The sequence below is a fragment of the Duganella guangzhouensis genome (assembly GCF_009674535.1).
Classification (GTDB): Bacteria; Pseudomonadota; Gammaproteobacteria; order Burkholderiales; family Burkholderiaceae_D; genus Rugamonas; species Rugamonas guangzhouensis.
The window spans coordinates 41,125-57,587 of sequence record NZ_WKJK01000009.1; the positions used below are offsets into that span (position 1 = coordinate 41,125).

11 protein-coding genes are annotated in these 16,463 nt (G+C 62.3%); 4 read left to right on the forward strand and 7 right to left on the reverse strand.

Features of this window, described 5'->3' with window-relative positions; translation table 11 throughout:
- Both GJ699_RS17805 and GJ699_RS17810 read right to left on the reverse strand, forming a co-directional pair.
- Positions 1 to 660 (reverse strand): chromosome partition protein MukE, encoded by a 660-nt coding sequence (locus tag GJ699_RS17805; RefSeq protein ID WP_195763575.1) that lies wholly within the window; start codon positions 658 to 660, stop codon positions 1 to 3.
- On the reverse strand, positions 657 to 2,027 hold the full coding sequence (locus GJ699_RS17810) for a hypothetical protein (protein ID WP_154378688.1): 1,371 nt from the start codon (positions 2,025 to 2,027) through the stop codon (positions 657 to 659). The genes GJ699_RS17805 and GJ699_RS17810 overlap by 4 nt, the downstream gene beginning before the upstream one ends.
- A 246-nt stretch (positions 2,028 to 2,273) precedes the next feature.
- Between GJ699_RS17810 and GJ699_RS17815 the strand changes: the two genes are divergently transcribed.
- Both GJ699_RS17815 and GJ699_RS17820 read left to right on the forward strand, forming a co-directional pair.
- Positions 2,274 to 4,244, forward strand: a complete 1,971-nt coding sequence (locus GJ699_RS17815; protein ID WP_154378690.1) for a peptidase U32 family protein — start codon at positions 2,274 to 2,276, stop codon at positions 4,242 to 4,244.
- A 273-nt stretch (positions 4,245 to 4,517) separates the two neighbouring features.
- Complete coding sequence (locus GJ699_RS17820) at positions 4,518 to 7,730, forward strand: di-heme oxidoredictase family protein (RefSeq protein ID WP_154378692.1); 3,213 nt, start codon at positions 4,518 to 4,520, stop codon at positions 7,728 to 7,730.
- A 30-nt stretch (positions 7,731 to 7,760) separates the two neighbouring features.
- Here the strand turns inward: GJ699_RS17820 and GJ699_RS17825 are convergent, their stop codons facing one another.
- Positions 7,761 to 9,716, reverse strand: a complete 1,956-nt coding sequence (locus GJ699_RS17825; protein WP_229262158.1) for a cellulase family glycosylhydrolase — start codon at positions 9,714 to 9,716, stop codon at positions 7,761 to 7,763.
- Positions 9,717 to 9,729: 13 nt separating this feature from the next.
- Complete coding sequence (locus GJ699_RS17830; RefSeq protein WP_154378694.1) at positions 9,730 to 12,216, reverse strand: cellulose binding domain-containing protein; 2,487 nt, start codon at positions 12,214 to 12,216, stop codon at positions 9,730 to 9,732.
- 184 nt (positions 12,217 to 12,400) lie between these two features.
- Here GJ699_RS17830 and GJ699_RS34190 point away from each other — a divergent pair, with 184 nt between their 5' ends.
- Positions 12,401 to 13,165, forward strand: coding sequence for a glycine-rich domain-containing protein (locus GJ699_RS34190; RefSeq protein ID WP_195763576.1), 765 nt, complete (start codon positions 12,401 to 12,403; stop codon positions 13,163 to 13,165).
- A 127-nt stretch (positions 13,166 to 13,292) separates the two neighbouring features.
- On the opposite strand, the gene GJ699_RS17840 is transcribed toward GJ699_RS34190, so the two are convergent.
- Positions 13,293 to 13,922, reverse strand: coding sequence for a 3-keto-disaccharide hydrolase (locus tag GJ699_RS17840; RefSeq protein ID WP_154378696.1), 630 nt, complete (start codon positions 13,920 to 13,922; stop codon positions 13,293 to 13,295).
- 12 nt (positions 13,923 to 13,934) lie between these two features.
- Here GJ699_RS17840 and GJ699_RS17845 point away from each other — a divergent pair, with 12 nt between their 5' ends.
- Positions 13,935 to 14,849 carry an alpha/beta hydrolase gene (locus GJ699_RS17845; RefSeq protein WP_154378698.1) on the forward strand — a complete coding sequence of 305 codons (915 nt, stop codon included), beginning with the start codon at positions 13,935 to 13,937 and terminating at the stop codon, positions 14,847 to 14,849.
- Here the strand turns inward: GJ699_RS17845 and GJ699_RS17850 are convergent.
- Both GJ699_RS17850 and rhaI read right to left on the reverse strand, forming a co-directional pair.
- A complete protein-coding gene (locus GJ699_RS17850; protein ID WP_154378700.1) occupies positions 14,837 to 15,154 on the reverse strand; it encodes an L-rhamnose mutarotase in 318 nt (105 codons plus the stop codon). The genes GJ699_RS17845 and GJ699_RS17850 overlap by 13 nt on opposite strands.
- 1 nt (position 15,155) lies before the next feature.
- Positions 15,156 to 16,451: an L-rhamnose catabolism isomerase gene (gene rhaI / locus GJ699_RS17855; protein WP_154378702.1), complete on the reverse strand. Its 1,296-nt coding sequence runs from the start codon at positions 16,449 to 16,451 to the stop codon at positions 15,156 to 15,158.
- Between the last annotated feature and the right edge of the window lie 12 nt (positions 16,452 to 16,463).

Here is a 16,463-nt window from a genome sequence, read left to right on the forward strand (position 1 = left end):
TCAAGTGTCAGGGTCGGCTTCGTCATCGTCTTCTTTAATCTGTCCTTCGGCAATCAGGCGGCCCAGCGCCAGTTCCAGCTCCTCGGCGCCGCGCACCGGATCGGCAAAGCGCATCACAGCCGACAGCGGCACCACCACACCCAGTTCGCCACGGCCTTCGCGTCGCACGAACCCCAGCCGCTCCAGCGTCCGTAGCGCCATGGCAAATGCTTCGCGCAATTTACGCGCATCCTGGCCCAGGTCCTTGCCGCGCCTTCTGCCGGCCAGCCGTATCAGTCCTTGCTCGCCAAGTAATTGCTCCATCAGCCCGAAGATAGCGAGATCCGGTATCCGGTGATTGGTTTCCAACCATTTGTGATCCAGTCGCATCAGGGCCAGGGTCTGGCCGGTCAGCATTTCCATGACAGACAACTTGCGCAGTCCCAGCGGTGGCGGCACCGCCAGCCGGTCGGGCAGCAGATAGAAGTAGCCCTCGCTCCCCTGCAGCAGGGCGACGCTGAAGTAACTGTAAAAGCGTTCCATCAGCTTGCTCGTACTGCTGAGAAAATCAAACAGCGCGGTATCATAATCGGGGCCGATATGTCGGCCGCGGCGCAAGGCAAGGTCGGCGCGCGCGAACATCGGGTCCTCGATCACCTCTTCCAGGGTGTGATAGATCATTCCGGCTCCTTCACGTTGAACGGTGGTGCGCGCTGCAGCTGCGGCAACCCGGCCGGCAGCCGCAGTTTGAGCGTTTGCGCTTCCAGCCGCAGCGACAGCGCAATCCATGGCTGGGGCAACATCGTCTCATGCGTGCTACCGTTTTTCAGCAGCTCGGGCGTGACGTGAGATAGCAGAGTGAAGCGCTCTTCGTCGGTAAAGTCGACGGCGATGTCCCGAACCGCCGCCACAATGTCGATATCGCCTTCGCCGAGTAGCCGTTGGACCAGTGCCGCCACCGCCTGTTCGACACGGTCGGGCTCAGCTTCGACGCGCTCCTGCAATCCTTGAGCAAGCAAGATGTCGTTTGGCACCGCGAGCGAAACGGTGGCCTCGGGCTTCAGCACCTCGCGCATGTGACGGAACGGTTCCGGCGCCACCAGTACCAGACCGAATGGGCGATCCTGGAACTGGCGTATTTGCTCGACCAGCCGGCCGCGCAATCGGTTATCGGGGTCAGTCTGAACAAAGTAACGGATATAGATCTGGACGTTGGCGTAATATTGGGCCCAGTCTTCGTGCCGGCGCGCGCCCCAGGCGGCCAGCCGCAACAACTGGTTCTGCGCGCGCTCCACCACTGGCGACAGTTCAGCGTGGCTGACCGCGAGCTCAGACAAACTCAACAATTGCCGCTGCAGCGACTCCACGTGTTCGCACAACACCGCGTTCAGCTCGCTCAGCGTCCGGTCGACGCTGCTCACCATCTCCTTGCAGCTGTCTGCAGCAACCAACCACTCACTGTCGAACAATTCGGTAATTCGCTGGCGCAGCCGCTTATGGGCGGCGTCCAGTCCCAGTTGCCGCTTCTCGACCGCAGCCATCATTTCCAGCATCACGTCGCGCATCGGGAAGATGACTTTCATTTCCCAGTGTTCATGCGTTCCGCCCTCTGCTGCTGCCGCAAGCACCTGGGCCAGTTCGGTACGCATGCGCATCAACATGAATTCCAGACTGCGCCGGGTCAGCGTGCGTTCGTTCTGCATGCCTTCCGCCAGCGCCATTCCCAGCGGCGACAATGCGTACTCGCCTTCGTAAGACCATCCGCCGGAGTCGATGCGCAATAGTACGCCTTGCGCATGGAGACGGGCGATGATGAACGTGGCGCGCTGCGTTTCGGTGTCTGTTCCGGCGTTGGCCAATTCAAACACTACGGCATACACTCGGCGCAACGACTGCTCATCCAGGCTAAGGATAGTGGTATGTTGCAGGTACGCATGTATCCCTGCGATAAACGCGGTCTCTTCCCGGCCCAAATGCAGCGCACAGCCGCTGAGCCAGACTTCGGTAATCACACCGGCGACCGAAGGCCGCTCCTCATGCTGTTCCATGCATATCCCCACGCTATGTCAAAACGCTTGCACACTTTGCAATAAGCTAAAGTCTCCGCTCACGTCTGTCGCACGGTTTGATACAACGCAAGCGGACTCTCGATGCCAGGCTCGAAAGAGCCTGTTTGTCACCCGGGAATTACGACCACAAGGAATGGTCAATATAGCATGGCCTGACGTCAAATTTCTCGTATTAAGCCCTTGATTTCGCTATAATTCCCGCCTTCACACGTAAGGAATCAAGCCATGACTCTGCTAGCCCACCAGCTTGAACTGCTGTCGCCCGCCAAAACCGCCGAGATCGGCCGTGAAGCGATCCTGCACGGCGCCGACGCCGTCTATATCGGCGGCCCGGCGTTCGGCGCGCGTCACAACGCCAGCAATTCAATCGAGGAAATCTCCCGCCTGGTGGAGTTCGCGCATCGCTACCGTTCGCGCATTTTCGTTACCCTCAACACGATTCTGCATGACGCCGAACTGGACGCCGCCCGCAAGCAGATCTGGCAGCTGTACGAGGCCGGCGTCGATGCCCTGATCGTGCAGGACATGGGCTTGCTGGAAATGGACCTGCCCCCTATCCAGCTGCACGCCAGCACCCAGTGCGACATCCGCACCGTGGACAAGGCCAAATTCCTCGGCAACGTCGGTTTCTCGCAGCTGGTGCTGGCGCGCGAGCTGACCATCGAGCAGATCAAAAAAATCCATAGCGAAGTCGATACGCCGCTGGAATACTTCATCCACGGCGCGCTGTGCGTGGCCTATTCCGGCCAATGCTACATCTCGCACGCCGACACCGGCCGCAGCGCCAATCGCGGCGACTGCTCCCAAGCCTGCCGCCTGCCCTACACGCTGAGCGACAGCAAGGGCGGCGTGGTCGCCTATGAAAAGCACCTGCTGTCGATGAAGGACAATGACCAGAGCGCCAACCTGGAAGCGCTGGTCGACGCCGGCATCCGCTCGTTCAAGATCGAAGGCCGCTACAAGGACATGGGCTATGTGAAGAACATCACCGCCCATTACCGTCTGCTGCTGGACGAGATTCTGGAGCGCCGTACCGAGTTCACGCGCGCCGCCAGCGGCAGCACCGAGATTTTCTTCACGCCGGATGTCGACAAGACCTTCCACCGCGGCCACACCGATTACTTCGCCAACGGCCGCCTGGATGATATCGGCGCCTTCGACAGCCCTAAATATGTGGGCGTGGAATTGGGCACCGTCAGCCGCGTCGGCACCGACCATTTCGACGTGGTGACCAATGCCGCCATGGCCAATGGCGACGGCCTGAACTACATGCACAAGCGTGAAGTCCACGGCATCCAGGCCAATGTGGTCAAGAAGCTGGATGAAAACGACGAAGGCCAGGTCTGGCGCGTGTTCCCGAACGAGACCATCAGCACCCTGCCCGGCCTGAAAGTCGGCTTGTCCGTCAACCGCAACCGCGATCACCACTGGGAAGCCTCGCTGAACAAGAAATCGGCAGACCGCAAGGTCGGCGTGCATCTGACCTTGAGCGAACAGAACGGTGGCCTGCGCCTGTCGCTGTGCGACGAAGATGGTTATCTGAGCGACACCAGCGCCACCATCGCGCTGCAGCCGGCGCAGAACGCCGAGCAAGCCGACGCTTCGCTGCGCGGCAGCCTGGCCAAGCTGGGCAACACCATGTTCGTGGCCGACAGCGTGGAACTGAAGCTGTCGCAGCCGTGGTTTGTGCCATCGGCCGCCATTAACGCGCTGCGCCGCGAGGCAATCGAGGCACATGAGGCGGTGCGTCTGGCGGCCTGGGACCGTCCACAGCGCAAGGCGCCGGCCGAGCCGCCAGCCACCTATCCGGAGACGCAGCTGAGCTATCTGGCCAACGTCTACAACGAAAAGGCGCGTGCCTTCTATCATAAGCACGGCGTGCAGCTGATCGCCGCCGCTTACGAGGCGCACGAGGAAGCCGGCGAAGTGCCGCTGATGATCACCAAGCACTGCCTGCGCTTTTCGTTCAATCTTTGCCCGAAGCAGGCCAAAGGCGTGCAAGGTGTGCAGGGCCAGGTGCGGGCCGAGCCGATGACCCTGGTCAGCGGCGACGAAACCTACACCCTGCGCTTTGACTGCAAACCATGCGAGATGCACGTGGTGGGCGCCATGAAGCCCGGCATTCTGAAGTCGGCGCCACCGTCGAATATTCCTTACAGCCCCCTCGTTTTCCATCGCCAGCGCCCACGCGCTTGAGCGATTTTCACCTCGCACGCGGCTTTCTGCCGCGTGCATTCATACCCCTGTGGCGTTTTTGTTGCACATCTGTCCAATTGGCTTGACAGGCAATAGTACGCAAGCTATCTTCACCGAAGTTGCCGCACGGAAATAATTTAGCAGCGCCCGGATTCCTGTTGATTCGTGCGCTGTTAAAACTTTTTCTATAGCAAAATGCGCGTCGCTCGCGGATTGACCGCTAGGCAACTTCCACTCTTCCAGCCACTACCAGCCACAAGCCAAGGGGATAGCATGAGAAAACTTCCATATCGACAGCGATCACTGGAAACCTTTCAACGTTTCACCACAACAGGACTTCCACTCGCCATCAGCCTGACACTAGCCGCCTGTGGCGGTGGCAGTGACGGCACCCAGGACACCGCCAGCGCCGGCCCGGCGCGCATGATGAGCGCGCTCGCGGCCAGTCCGGAGGCGGTGCTGACACCGGTCGCGGCCACCGCCAGCGGTGCCGAACGCGGCGATTTGTCGGCCGCCGCCGCCATCGACCATGATCTGACCACCCGCTGGAGCAGCCTGTTCAGCGACACCCAGTGGCTGACGCTGGACTATGGCAGCAGCAAGGTCATCAACCACGTCCACATCGATTGGGAAAACGCCCACGCCACGCAGTATCAGTTGCAGGTGTCGGACGATAACCTGAACTGGACCACCATCAAGACGGTGGACAACAGCCAGGGCGGCAGCGAGGATTGGACCGGCTTGAACGGCCAGGGCCGCTACCTGCGCATGCAGGGCGTCAAGCGTTCGACCAACTACGGTTATTCGATCTTTGAAATCCAGGCCTATTCCGGCGGCAGCGTGTCGACCGATCCGGTAACCACCGAGCCGGTGACGGTCGACCCGACCAAGCCTGGCGTGGCGATCAAACCGGTGACGGCGACCTCGTCGGCGCTGGAAAACCCGGGCAATTCGGCCACCAATGCCATCGACGGCAGCACCACCACGCGCTGGGCCAGCGCGTTTGAGGACGGCGCCTGGATTCAGTTCGACTTCGGCGCCAAGACCCAGGTCGGCTATATGAAGCTGCTGTGGGAGAACGCTTACGCCAAGCAGTACAACCTGCTGGTCTCAGACGATGGTCAGGCGTGGACGCAGATCCGCTCTGTCAGCAATGGCCTGGGCGGCACCGAGGAGTTCTTCAACCTGGGCGTCAACGCGCGCTATATTCGGTTGCAGGGCGTGGCGCGCGCCACGCAGTATGGCTACTCGCTGTTTGAGGTGTCGTTCAAGACGCCGGGTAGCGACAACTCGCTGTCCTCGTCAACCACGTCGGCGTTCAAGTTCCCGGCCAGCGGCGCCGGCTGGGCGCCCTTGCCTGCCGCCGCCGAGCCGCTGGAATCGCTGCAGTTCACGCTGGCCGACGGCACCCTGGTCACCCGCTTCGGCGCACGCGGCCTGGCGCGTCACGGCCGCGAACGTGGCGAGGAATGGAATGAAATCGGCTATGGCCTGAACGAAACGGTGGACCCGGTCACCGGGCTGCCGGTCGATAAAGGTCCGGGCAATTATCTGACCTTTGTGCCGCAGTACTTCAAGAACCGCACCTGGGGCATGGAGATCATCGACAACAGCCGCGTGGCTGGCGTGACCAAGCCGCAACTGATCGTCAACCAGTACTCCACGGTCGATTTCCTGCAAGGTGGCGTGGCCTTCTTCCGCGCCATCGACCGGCCGGGCGTGACCGGCTACGGCTGGATGGCGCCGGGCCAACTGGTGGACGACAGCGTCAAGGTCTGCAAGCCGATCGCCTACCCGGCCAATAACAAGCTGGCCACCACCAACGGCATCAACGGCGCCTGCACCTTGCTGGTCAAGGAGTATCCGGGCATGACGGCGCTGGATACCAATGGCTTCCCGATCGAGGGCAAGAACATCGCCGCGCGTCCGTTGGTACAGGGCGATGTGATCGAAGTGTCGCCATCGATGTTCTCGACCACCGAGTCGATGCTGGCCAAGGGCGACAACGGCGGCATCCGCTACTACTCGTATGAGTGGGTGTATGTGGTGGGTCAGGGTCTGAAGCCATGGTATGGCGTGCAGCCGCGTCTGAATTCGGTGCCGCTGCCGGCGGAAACGCTGTCCGGCGGCCTGGGTTCGGTGTCGTACAACTATTCGGACAACGCGCTGTTCATGTTCCAACAGCCGCAGACCAATGTCGGCATGCAGAATATGCAGCGCTTCGTCGAGGGGCGGCGCCTGTTCCATACCAACTTCACCACCGGCGACCATAACGAGCCGGGGAATGATCGTTATGATGCGGCGGTCGGCCTGCAAGGACAGCTGTTCAATCAGTCGTCGTGCTTTGCCTGCCACGTGAATAACGGCCGCAGTGTAGCGCCGACCACGCTGAATCAGCGTCTGGACAGCATGTCGGTGCGGGTGGCGTCCACCAGTGCGGCCGGTGTGCAGTCGCCACATCCGCTGTATGGCACCACGGTGCAGATGAATGCCCTGTCCTCTTCCGGAACGCCGCAGAACTGGGGCACCGGCGTGCGCGTCGGCAGTTTCGAAAGCACGATCAAGACGCTGGCCGATGGCAGCACGGTGGAACTGCGCAAGCCAGTGCTGGCGTTTGAAGGTCCGGTGCCGGATACGGTATCGCTGCGCGCCGCCCAGCCTATCATCGGCGCCGGGCTGCTGGAAGCGGTAGCGGAAGCTGACATCCTGGCGCGTGCCACCGGCGCGGCGGACGTGGATGGCGTCAAAGGTGTGGCGAACTATGTCTACGATCCGGAGAGTGGCGCGGTGCGTCTGGGCCGCTTCGGCTGGAAGGCATCCAAGGCGACCTTGCGCCAGCAGGCCGCGTCCGCGCTGCTGCAGGATATGTCGGTGGTCTCGCCGGTGTACCGCAACCGCTCGTGCAATACCGATCCCGCCGGTTGCCAGGCCGCCGCCGCGCAAAAAGGCATCACCGAAGATGACCTGCAAGCGCTGTCGCGCTATCTGGCGCTGGTGGCCGTGCCGGCACAACGCAGCCTGGCCAGCGGCTTCCCGAAAGGCGTGGCGCCGATCGACGAGATGAATGTGGATCCGGTCAAGGTGGCGGCGGGCGCCAAGGTGTTCACCACCATGCGCTGCTCGGCGTGCCACACGGTGGAGATGAAGACTGGCAGCGGCCATCTGTTTGCAGAACTGCGTAACCAGACCATTCGTCCGTATTCGGATCTGCTGCTGCACGACATGGGCACTGGATTGGCCGACAAGTTCGTCGAAGGCCAGGCCAAGGGCAATATGTGGCGTACCGCGCCGCTGTGGGGCATCGGTTATACCGACAAGGTGATGGGCAACAGCACCAAGGTCGGCTACCTGCACGATGGCCGCGCGCGTAATCTGACCGAGGCTGTCATGTGGCACGATGGCGAGGCGGCCAAATCGCGCCAGCGCTTCGAGAATCTGTCGAAGACTGACCGCGAGGCGCTATTGGCCTTCCTGAAATCGCTGTAACGACAAAGCCGGGCACCTGCCCGGCTTTTTTCATTTTGCCGCGTTGACGATGGCCGTGATCACCGCCGGATACACCTGTGCGCCAGTGGACCGGTTGAACAGGCCGGATTGATGGTTGGTGGTCGGACCATTGTCCCAGTACACCGGCACCATCCCGTGCTGGTAGGCTGACTTGGTGATGTACTGGTCCCAGTACTGACGGTATTTGCCGGCCGCATCGTACTCGGTGCGCTGGCTGGCCGCGTACTCCCCCAGAATCACCGCCACGCCCTTGTCGATGAAGCGGGTCTTCATCTTCTGGAACTGGGCATCGACGTAGGATTCGTTGGCCCAGGTTTCGGTGGCCGCAGTGTCGGTGGCGATGCTGCCCCATTGCCAGATCGCGCTGCTGGTGTTCAGCGTGAAGTTGTATGGATCGTAGTCGTGCACCTCCATCATCAGGCGGCTGGTGGCGCTGTCGGTTGGCACCGTATTGGTCGCGTAGGTGTAGTCGATGTTGGTGTTGTAGCCCTGGACGATCAGGTGGCGGCTGGCGTTGTTGCCGCCGGTCGCGCGCACCGTGTTGACGAACACTTGATTGAAGCCGTTCTGCACCGCGATGTTTTCGGCGGTTGGCGCGGTGTAGACGCCATCCACCATCACTTCGTTGGTGCCGGCGAACAGCAGGTAATCGTCGTAGTACTGGAAGGTGGTGGCGATCTGGGTCCAGAACTTGGCCAGGCGCGCATTGGCTGTCGATTGCGCGGCGTAGGTTGGCTGCAGCCAGCCGCCGTCCCAGTGCACATTAATCATCACATACAGGCCAGCGCTGCGGGCCGCGTCCACCACTTCCTTCACGCGCGCCATCCAGCTGGCGCTGATGTTGTAGTTAGCGTCCGCGTACTGACTCCACGATACCGGAATGCGCACGGTCTTGAAGCCGGCCGCCTTCACGGCGGTGAACAGCGCCTGATTGGCCGGCGGGTTGCCCCAGGCGGTTTCGCCCCCAATGGCTTCCAGCGAATTCCCCAGATTCCAGCCCGGCGACATCAATGCGGACAGCTGCACGCTGGTCAGGCTGCGCATGGCGCCCACGCGTACGGCGGTGGCGGAACCGGAGCTGGAACCGCCGCTGCTGGTGGTGAATTTGACCCAGTACCAATACGGTACGCCGATGGTGGGCGTGGTATCGGTGTAGGTGGTGGCGCTGGCCGCCGGAATCGCAACCCGGGTACGGCCGGTGGCGTCGCTGTCGGTGTCGCGGTAGATTTGCAGGCCGGTGACGGTGCCGGTGACGGTCCACGTCAGCTTGATGTTGTCGGACGAGCCGGCGGCGCTCAGGCAGACGGTGGCGCCGCCCCCGGTGCCGCAACTCTGCGCCTGCGCTGCGCCGCACACCGCCAACATGGCCAGCAACGCAGCCGGCAGTTGCAGCCTGCGGCGAGCGCGCCACACCAGCAGTGTCAGCCCCGCCATCAGCATCACGACCGAACCCGGCTCCGGCACCGGCGCCGCGCTTTGCGTGATGAAGTCATCCATCACAAACCAGCCGTCGTCACGGGTGATGCTCAGGCGCGAAACATTGCTGAAATTCGCCGCCACCCACTGGTAGCCCAGGCCGATGCTGACATTGCCGGTGCTGCCGATCACGTGGTCGGCAGCATCGTAGGCGGTAATGTTGATCCAGCTCGCGACCGCGCCGTTGGTGTTGGGCGCTGCGAACCACGCGCCAGCAAAGTTAAAGGCGGTGGCGCTGCTGATGCCCAGATTGTCCACGCCATAGCCGTTGGTGACAAAGGAGATGCCGGAGTGTGCGCCGTTGTCATAGCCTTCGACGGTGGTATCGCCGTAGTACCAATCCTCGCTCCACTGCAGCCCTGCATAGGGGCTGAGCAGCGCGGTCAAATCGCCATCCGCGTGCAGGTCTTCAAAGTCCACCGCTGCTTGTGCCTGGCCCACCAGCATCAGCGTCAGGCCGGCCACCAGGCCGATCAGAAATTTTTTCATGGTCTCCCCTTTTTTAGTTACATGCATCGCCGGTGACGACCGGGATGGCCGAGCCACTGACCGTCATCCCGAATTCCACTGTATTGCCAGGATAAATGTCGTGATTCCAGCTCTGATTAGGTGTCGCTGTATAGGTCGGGCTGCTGCCTGTAACGGCGGCGTTCCAGTACCCTTGCACCACTGAGTTGTCTGTATAGGTCCAGGTGACCGACCAGCCGCTGATAACGGTGCTGCGGTTGTTGGTGATGCGTACCGCCGCGTTGTAGCCGCCCTGCCATGCTGCCGTGACCACGTAGCTGCATTGGTTGACCGGCTGGCTGGTGCCAGGACCGTTCGCCACCGCCGTCACAGCGACGTCACCGCTGTCGTCCACCTGGCCGTAGGCGATGCCACGCCCGGCGGTACTCATGTAGACGCGGCCATACACATTGGTGTCGCCATTGATCATGTGCGCATTGCCGCTGCCGCCGTACTGGTGAGCGTCATCGTTGACGCGTACCCAAGTGGCACCGGCGTCGGTGGAACGCAACACGCCCTGCGTGGTGCCGACCGTACCGATCATGTACAGCGTGGGATAGGACGATGCCGGCGCCGCCTTGCCGAAGCCAATCGCGCCGCATTGATTGACACTGGCGATTTTGCTGAAGCTGGCGCCGGAATCGGTGGAACGCGTCAAGCCGCCGCCGTTCAGGCACACCCACACGTCGCCTTCCCTGCCCGGCGCCACACGAATGATGCTGGAGCCGCCGGAACCCGGACTACCCTTGGCCACAAAACTGACGCCGCCATCGACGCTGGCCAGCAGGCTGCCGCCGTCATACGCATAGAACTTGGCCGGATTGACCGGATCGGCCACCGGGCGCGCATTGTTAACCGCCAGGCCGGTGACCGGCGTCCAGCTGCCACCGTAGTTGGTCGAGCGGTAGCTGGTGGTGGAGTCCGCAGGGCTGTGCAGCAGCACATAGCCATCGGCTGACAGCGCCAGTTGCCCCTGCGCGCCATTAATCACAGCCGATTTGTTCCAACTGGCGCCACCGTTGCTGCTGTAGTACAGCGACGATCCGGCACGTGCCATGATGCGGCCATCCAGCGCGGCCACCGCCAGTCCGCTGGTGGTGCCCATCTGTGGACTGTGCTGGATGCCGTATTGCGCCGGATCGGTGTTGAGGAAGCCATCGAAGTCGCCGATCACCGACACCAGCGGGCCATTCGGCACGGCCTCGAAGTTGAACGGCACCGTTTCCTCAATGCCGGCCACGTCAAAGGCCCAGGTGGTGGTCGCGGCGTCGATATTGGCGGTCTTGAACAGGCCATTGCCCGAGCCTACCCACACGTTTTTAGCGTCAAACGGATCGAATTCAATCGCTCCGGCCCAATGGATGGAAGCGCCATTGCTGATCCAGCCGACGCCTGCGCCATCCAGAGCGAAGCCGCGCGCCACCACGTCGGTCCAGCTGCGGCCCGCGTCCAGCGAAGTGTAGACGCGATCGCCGTAGCTGTTGGCGCCCTGCGGCAGCCAGGTGTTGATGGTGGACGCCACCAGGTGCTTGGGATTGGCCGGGTCCACGCTGATGCCGCTGTAAGGATGGGCCGCGCCAGCCGGCGTGATATTGGCCCAGTTGCCGCCGACCGCGTTGTATTCCCAGATCTGGCCATTGTCCATCGGCTCACCCGTGACAGGATATGGTCCCGCGCCGTTGGCGTACGTGATGTACAGCTTGCCCTTGGACGAAATCGCGGCGCGCTGCGGCATCAGCGCGGTGGTCGGGCCGCCCTTCACCGCCGTGAACGTGGCGCCACCGTCGGCGCTGAAGTACAGATTCGGGCCGACCGAGGCTAGCCGCGACACACCGACGAAAATGCGCTTGGCTGCTCCGGCGGTAGCGCTGGTCGGATCGAGCAGCACGAAGCTGATGCCGTTGTCGTTTGGCGTGGTGGTCAGATCCAGCCCGGCCAGGCGGTTCCAGGTCGCGCCATAGTCGCTACTCCGGTACAGTCCATTGCGGCGCGTGCCGGTGTACAGGACGTTGCTGGCGCCGGGATCGACCTGCAGCTTTTCGCCGTTCTGCCGGCCCATGCCATTGCCGTGCGCTTTGAACTGCGACGACACATCGATGACGGTGAAGTTCTTGCCATAGTCGCTCGAGCGCAGGATGGCGGTTTTACCGTTGCTGAAGTAGCTGGTGCCGGCCAACAGGTAGACGTTGGCGGCATTGCGTGGGTCGACTGCCAGCGATTCGATGCCCAGCAAGCCGATGTCCGCTTCACCGATCCAGTCGGTGAGTGGAATCCAGCGCGCGCTGTTCTGGTCCCAGCGGTAAGCGCCGCCGACGTCGGTGCGGGCATACACCACACCGCGCTCCGATTTGCTGGGAATGACGCCTGTGACAAAGCCGCCGCCGCCCATCGCCACCGCGTCCCAGCGGTAGTTCTCCGCTGTACAGGCGAGCGGCATCACCAGCGCTGCCATCAGCAGCGCCAAGCCGTGTTGTGCCTTCATTGATATCGTCTCCGTAGTTTTATAGTTATCGCGCATTAGCACGCGTGAAATTATTCTGAGACTGGTTTCACGCCGCCGCAATTACGAAAACCGCCAAACGCGGGAACGAAATTTGGCAGAGACCAAGGTTCACAATGCGTGGATGATCTACAATCTGCTTGCCAATACATCAACAAGAGGAACCATGAATCTGATTGCTCCCGTAGTTTGTGTGGCCTTCGCCGGCGTGTCGGTGGTGTTGTGGTGGCGGCTGAGCCGCTCCCGGCGCGAAGCCTACATCCGTGACTTCATCCTGCCGCAAGGGCTGTTCGACAAGCTGCGCGCGCGGCATCCGCATTTGTCGGTCAAGGACTGTCATCTGGTGGCGCAGGGGCTGCGCCAGTTCTTCCTCGCGCACCTGAAAAGCGGCCGCCGGTTCGTCTCCATGCCGTCGCAGGTGGTGGACGATTTGTGGCATGAGTTCATCCTCTATACTAAAAACTATCAGCAGTTCTGTGGCCGCGCTTTTGGACGCTTCCTGCATCACACACCGGCGGCAGTGCTGAAGAAAGGCCAGCAAGGCAATGGCGGCATACAGCGCGCCTGGTACTACGCTTGCCAGGAGGAGAACATCAATCCACGCCATCCCTCGCGCCTGCCGCTGCTGTTTGCGTTGGATAGCAAGCTGAATATCGTGAATGGATTTGTCTACGTCCCCAATTGCGCTAGCGTGCAGCGGCAAGGCGATAGCAGCGGCGCCACGCCTTACTGCGGCGCCGACTTGGGCGCCGCCGGTGCTGGCTGTGGCGGCGACAGCGATTTCAGTGATGGCGGCGGACATGGCCACGGTCACGGTCACGGCGGCGATGGTGGCGATGGCGGCGGCCACGGAGGTGGCGATGGTGGTGGCGATGGTGGTGGCGGGGACGGCGGCTGTGGCGGAGGTGGCTGCGGCGGTGGCGGAGACTAATCATGAAAATGATTAAATCGCACACACCGTTGACACAGTTGGAACCGATCCCGATACTAGACCTGCACTCCTTCCCTGCCGGCGACACTCTCCGCTAACTCCCGTCTCCGCCGGCAGGGCTTTCTCATCACTCCAGAGGTGTCAGCGTAACGTGACGAAGTTCGTAAGGCGTCCCCTCCAGCTGGAAGCCGATGCGTCCCGATGCCGGCGATACCTGCGTCACCCGGTTCTGCGGCACACCGTTCAAAGTCACCTCCACCACGCCATCGCGACTGACGATATCGCATGCATTCCACTCGCCCACCGGCTTCTCGCTGTCCGCCGCCGTATGCGCCTTGATGCGGGTTTCGGCGCCCGGCGCGCTGGTCAGCGGTTCGGCAAAACTGCCGGCCGCCATCGGCAGCAAATCGCCAACATTGCCGTTCTTGGTCTGCACCTGCAAACTGACCGGCCACACGCGATCAAACACACCAGGGCTGATATGCAGCAACACACCGCTGTTGCCTGGCTTGCCGCTCCAGCGCCACTCCACGTGCAGCTTGTAGTTGCGGTAGTTCTGCTGCGTGGCCAGGAAGCCGGACGGTTTGCCGGTCGACGCGATCACGCCGTCCGGCAGCATGCGGAACGCATCGTCAACCACCGCCTCGGGTTGCGTCTTCAATTCCCAGCCGCTGAAATCGCGGCCGTTAAACAATTCCACCGCGCCCGCCGATTGCGCGGACAACGTTATGATCACTGCACTTAACCACTTGTTCACCTTGTCTCCTCTATGAAAAAACTACTGCTTATTCTGATGTTCAGTGCCGCCGGACTCGCATGCGCCGCGCCGCCCAGCGTGATTCCATTGTGGCCGGAAGGCGTGCCTGGCAAGCGCGATATCGGTCCCGAAAAAATCGGCGACGGTTATAACAGCAACGTCAGCGAGCCGACACTGACCATGGTCGGCCCGGCGGTCGATCACCCCAACGGCACCGCCATCATCATCTGCCCCGGCGGCGGCTACGTGCGCATGTCCACAGCGCGCGAAGGCGACCAATACGCCACCTGGCTCAGCACCCTGGGCGTGACCAGTTTCGTGCTGAAGTATCGCATGCAGGAGTATGGACATCCAGCGCCGTTACAAGACGTGCTGCGCGCGGTACGCACACTGCGTTCACGCGCCGCCGAATTCGGCATTCGTCCCGACCGCATCGGCGTCATGGGCAGCTCGGCCGGTGGTCATCTGGCGGCCAGCGCCGGCACACTGTTCGACAGCCCGCTGGGCCGTACCGGTGCACCACTGGACAGCGTCAGCGCCCGGCCGGACTTCCTGATGCTGATGTACCCGGTCATCACCATGCAAGATCCAGCCGCGCACGCGGGTTCGCGCAAGGCGCTGCTGGGCGCCACGCCATCGCAGGAAAACCTGCAGCTGATGTCGCTGGAAAAGCAGGTCACGTCCGCCACCCCGCCCACGCTGCTGATCCACACCCAGGCCGATAGCGCGGTGCCGGTCGAGAACAGCATCCTGTTCTATCAGGCGCTGACCAAGGCCAAGGTGCCGGCCGAGATGTACTTGTTCGAACATGGTGGCCACGGCATGGGCATGCGCGATGGACTGGGCACCTCGTCGCTGTGGCCACGTCGCGCCGAAGAATGGCTGCGCGACCGTGGCCTGCTCACCCCAGTGACTCAAGCGAAGTAAAACACCTGCTTGAGCGGCCATTCGCGGGGCCGGTTACCCGGCTCCACTTCCATCAGGTCCGCCATGTAGTCCCACCAGCGCTTCATCACCGCTTGCTGCGGCAGGTCGGCTATGCTGTTCTCGGGCCGCAGCTTCAGCACCGCGAACAACGACAGCGTTTCCTCGTCGAGGAAGATGGAGTAGTCGTAGATGCCGGCGGCACCCAGCGCGGCGCCGAGGTCCGGCCATAGTTCATCATGGCGGCGCTTGTATTCTTCCACAGTGCCGGGCTTCAATTGCATACGGAATGCGCGTGTCGTCGTCATATCACACGATCCCACTGCTGCTGGCACCGGCCTTCGCCGGACGCGCTTCCGCCACCCGCGCGCGATAGCCGCTGTGACGATAACAAGCCACCGGATCGATGGCGCCATCATTACGCACCCGCGCCATCGCCAGAATGGCGCTGACGTCGGTGCGGTAAGCCTGCTTCAGCGTCTGCGCCGCTTGCAGCGCATCGTTGGCTTCCTGATGCGCGCGCAGCGCCACCCGGTCCACCAACTGCGCCTGCACGAAGGCACGCTGCACTTCGACCGCGCTGCTCATCAGGCTCTCGATCGGATCGGTCACATTGTGCGACTGGTCCAGCATATAGGCTGGCTTGAAGGCCGCGCCGTCGCGCTGCGCCGCATCGGCCAGCTCGTTAAACACCAGGAACAGCTGGAACGGATTGATGCTGCCGGAATCCAGGTCATCGTCACCGTATTTGCTGTCGTTGAAGTGGAAGCCACCCAGCTTGCCGAATTGCGCCAGCCGCGCGACGATCATCTCGATGTTGGTGTTGGGGGCGTGATGGCCCAGATCGACCAGGCAGCGCGCCTTGTCGCCCAGCGTTTGCGCGCAAGCGAAGCTGGTGCCCCAGTCAGCGATGGTGGTGGCGTAGAACGCCGGCTCAAACAGCTTGTGTTCGATGAACAAGAGCCAGTCGGCCGGCAGCGCCGCATAAATGTCACGCATGCTGTCCAGATAGCGTTCCAGCGCGCCGCGCAGATTGTGTTGACCGGGGAAGTTGGCGCCATCGCCCACCCAGACCGTCAGCGCTTTTGAGCCAAGCGCTTTGCCCAGTTCTATGCATTCGATGTTATGCGCCACCGCCTGTGCGCGGGTGGCGGCGCTGGTCGCGGTCAGGCTGCCGTACTTGTAGCTGTGCTGCTGATCCACCTGATCCTGGAAGGTGTTGGAGTTGACCGCGTCGAAGTACAAGCCATGCGCCTCCGCCTGCTGTCGCAGCGCGCGCGCATCGGTGGTTTTATCCCACGGGAAGTGCAGCGAAACGCCAGGCGTGGCGCGCGTCAGTTGGTGGATGACAGCGCAGTCGTCCAGTTTTTCAAATACATTGCGCGGTTCGCCGCGACCAGGAAAGCGCGCAAAACGCGTGCCGCCGGTGCCCACGCCCCAACTGGGCAAAGCCACGGCGAAGCGTTGCGCGGCTTCGGTCAGATGTTCGATGTCGACGCCGCGCCGGGCCAGCATGCCGCCCAGCGCTTCGTAGTCCGCATCCAGGCCGGCGCGCAGCTGAGCGTTATGCTCCGCCACGCGGCCGCTGTCGATGATGATGCTCATAGTGTCTCCTTG

What these genes read in the sequence shown, in the direction of transcription:
- GJ699_RS17805 (WP_195763575.1), bottom strand. Translation starts at nt 660, where the DNA reads ATGATCTATCACACCCTGGAAGAGGTGATCGAGGACCCGATGTTCGCG.
- GJ699_RS17810 (WP_154378688.1), bottom strand. Translation starts at nt 2,027, where the DNA reads ATGGAACAGCATGAGGAGCGGCCTTCGGTCGCCGGTGTGATTACCGAA.
- GJ699_RS17815 (WP_154378690.1), top strand. Translation starts at nt 2,274, where the DNA reads ATGACTCTGCTAGCCCACCAGCTTGAACTGCTGTCGCCCGCCAAAACC.
- GJ699_RS17820 (WP_154378692.1), top strand. Translation starts at nt 4,518, where the DNA reads ATGAGAAAACTTCCATATCGACAGCGATCACTGGAAACCTTTCAACGT.
- GJ699_RS17825 (WP_229262158.1), bottom strand. Translation starts at nt 9,716, where the DNA reads ATGAAAAAATTTCTGATCGGCCTGGTGGCCGGCCTGACGCTGATGCTG.
- GJ699_RS17830 (WP_154378694.1), bottom strand. Translation starts at nt 12,216, where the DNA reads ATGAAGGCACAACACGGCTTGGCGCTGCTGATGGCAGCGCTGGTGATG.
- GJ699_RS34190 (WP_195763576.1), top strand. Translation starts at nt 12,401, where the DNA reads ATGAATCTGATTGCTCCCGTAGTTTGTGTGGCCTTCGCCGGCGTGTCG.
- GJ699_RS17845 (WP_154378698.1), top strand. Translation starts at nt 13,935, where the DNA reads ATGAAAAAACTACTGCTTATTCTGATGTTCAGTGCCGCCGGACTCGCA.
- GJ699_RS17850 (WP_154378700.1), bottom strand. Translation starts at nt 15,154, where the DNA reads ATGACGACGACACGCGCATTCCGTATGCAATTGAAGCCCGGCACTGTG.
- rhaI (WP_154378702.1), bottom strand. Translation starts at nt 16,451, where the DNA reads ATGAGCATCATCATCGACAGCGGCCGCGTGGCGGAGCATAACGCTCAG.